2 protein-coding genes and 1 pseudogene are annotated in these 1840 nt (G+C 72.5%); 1 reads left to right on the top strand and 2 read right to left on the bottom strand.

Annotated features, from left to right (window positions below):
- Positions 1–513 (top strand): annotated as a pseudogene (locus tag ACE3O1_RS15540) (hypothetical protein); the annotation flags it as partial.
- Between the two features lie 148 nt (positions 514–661).
- Here the strand turns inward: ACE3O1_RS15540 and hpf are convergent.
- Together hpf and ACE3O1_RS15530 are read right to left on the bottom strand one after the other, a co-directional pair.
- On the bottom strand, positions 662–1321 hold the full coding sequence (hpf, locus tag ACE3O1_RS15535; RefSeq protein ID WP_374316595.1) for a ribosome hibernation-promoting factor, HPF/YfiA family: 660 nt from the start codon (positions 1319–1321) through the stop codon (positions 662–664).
- Positions 1322–1408: 87 nt separating this feature from the next.
- A partial coding sequence (locus tag ACE3O1_RS15530; RefSeq protein WP_374316593.1) for a phosphoribosyltransferase family protein occupies positions 1409–1840 on the bottom strand: 432 nt, incomplete at its 5' end.

Raw genomic sequence — 1840 nt, 5'->3', positions numbered from 1 at the left:
TTCACGCTGCTCACGCGCCTGCGCACCGCCAACTCCGCCCTCGACGAGGCCATCGCCAAAGCGCGCGAGCGCGCGGCCCGCCCCATTCCCCCGCTCGAGCACGTGCGCCACGCGATCGACGACGGAGACCGCCAGCTCGCCGTCGCCCGCGACGTGATCGCCGGCCACCGCGGCTGGATCGGCGCCGACGCCCGCACACGCCTGGCCGAGGCCGAGCGCATCCGCATCGACTTGGATCGCTACCTCGGCACGTCGGCGAGCGCGGCGACGACCATCGACGAAGACCATCGCGAGCAGGCGATGGCGATGGCCCGCCGGGTCGCGTTCCTCGCCGGCGAGGCGCTGCAGCTCGCGCAGCGCGACATCGACTCCTCGCGCCCTCAGGGCGGCCCCGACCAGTGGGGCGGGCCGCAGCAGGGGTGGGGCGGCGGCCGCCGCGGCGGCGGCGACCTCATGGGCGGCATCCTCGGCGGCCTGGTCATCGGCAGCATCCTCGACGGCTTCATCGACTGACGGATGCCGCGGGCACACGTGCTCGCATGCGGCACAGGTGCAACCGCGCACCTTGCGGCGAAGCGCGCACCTAGCAGCAAACGCAACGCCGCGCGGCGGCGGGCGGACAGAGGGATGCCCCGACCCGCGGGCCGGGGCATCCGCTCCGCTACGACGCGACGGCCTCGGGGGCGGTCTGGGTCGTGAGCGAGATCACACCGTAGTCCCAGCCCTTGCGGCGGTAGACGACGCTGGGGTGGTCGTTGCTGGCGTTGACGAACAGGAAGAAGTCGTGCCCGACCAGCTCCATGCGGTCCACGGCCTCTTCGACCGACATCCACTCCGGATCGAACTCCTTCGTGCGGATGACGACGGGCGTGTAGCCGTCTTCTTCCTCGTTGCCCGTGATGATGGGGATCTCCCCGGTCGCGACGGCACGGAGCACGTCGACGGATGCCGGTTGCACGTCGATCCCCTGGATGGCGCCGCTGCCCTTGTCGAGCTTGGCGCCGCGCGGGTGGTTGCGGGCGTCCACGCGCTTGTCCTTGGCGCGGCGCAGCTGTTCGCACAGCTTGTCGACCGCGAGGTCGAGCGCGGTGAACTTGTCACCGTCGGTGGCCTCGGCCCGGACGATCGGGCCCTTTCCGGTGAGCGTCAGTTCGACTGTGTCGTCCTCCACGCGTCCGTTGTGATACGCGCGATGAGTGACCTTGACGTCCACACGCTGAGCGCGCGGAGCGAGGTGTTCGATGCGGGCGGCCTTGTCTTCGACGACCGAGCGGAAGCGATCTGTGATACCCACTCCCACGCCGACGATGCTGGTTTCCATCCCTGACCTCCTTGTTCCGGTCCACCCGGCCAAGGGCGGACCTTCAGTCGCCTTGTCCCCCCACGGTAGCCCCGACCCGGTCAGGTGTCACCTGTGAGTTTCGAATGCGTCGCCGGGCGTCCCCCTCCCGTTCGCACGGAGCGCGGTCGCCGCCGCGGTGACCGCTCCGACCACGTCGGCGCCGGCATCCCGCAGCGCCCGAACGGCCTCCTCGAGACTCGCCCCCGTCGTCACGACGTCGTCGAGCACGACGACGCGGCGACCCGCCGCCGGTCGCGAGACCAGGCTCAGCGCGACGTTCGCGCGGCGGGCGTCGCGGGCGAGTCCCCGCTGGTCGCCCGTGCGGCGCGCGATCGTCAGCAGGCGCGTGACCGGCAGGCCCGCGCGCGCCGCGAGCAGGTCGGGGACGCGGAATCCGCGCCGCCGGTAGGCGGCCCGCGAGGTCGGCAGGGGCACGACCACCGCACCGGCGACGGCCACCCGGTCGAACGCCGCCCGCACCGCGGGTGCGAGCGGCCG

It is taken from the genome of Microbacterium sp. (assembly GCF_041909575.1).
Classification (GTDB): domain Bacteria; phylum Actinomycetota; class Actinomycetes; order Actinomycetales; family Microbacteriaceae; genus Microbacterium.
The sequence above is the reverse complement of the archived record's forward strand: the minus strand, read 5'-3'. Positions and strand labels throughout refer to the sequence as shown.

Excerpts from the sequence above, each read along its gene's own strand:
- hpf (WP_374316595.1), bottom strand. The coding sequence starts at position 1,321 with ATGGAAACCAGCATCGTCGGCGTGGGAGTGGGTATCACAGATCGCTTC.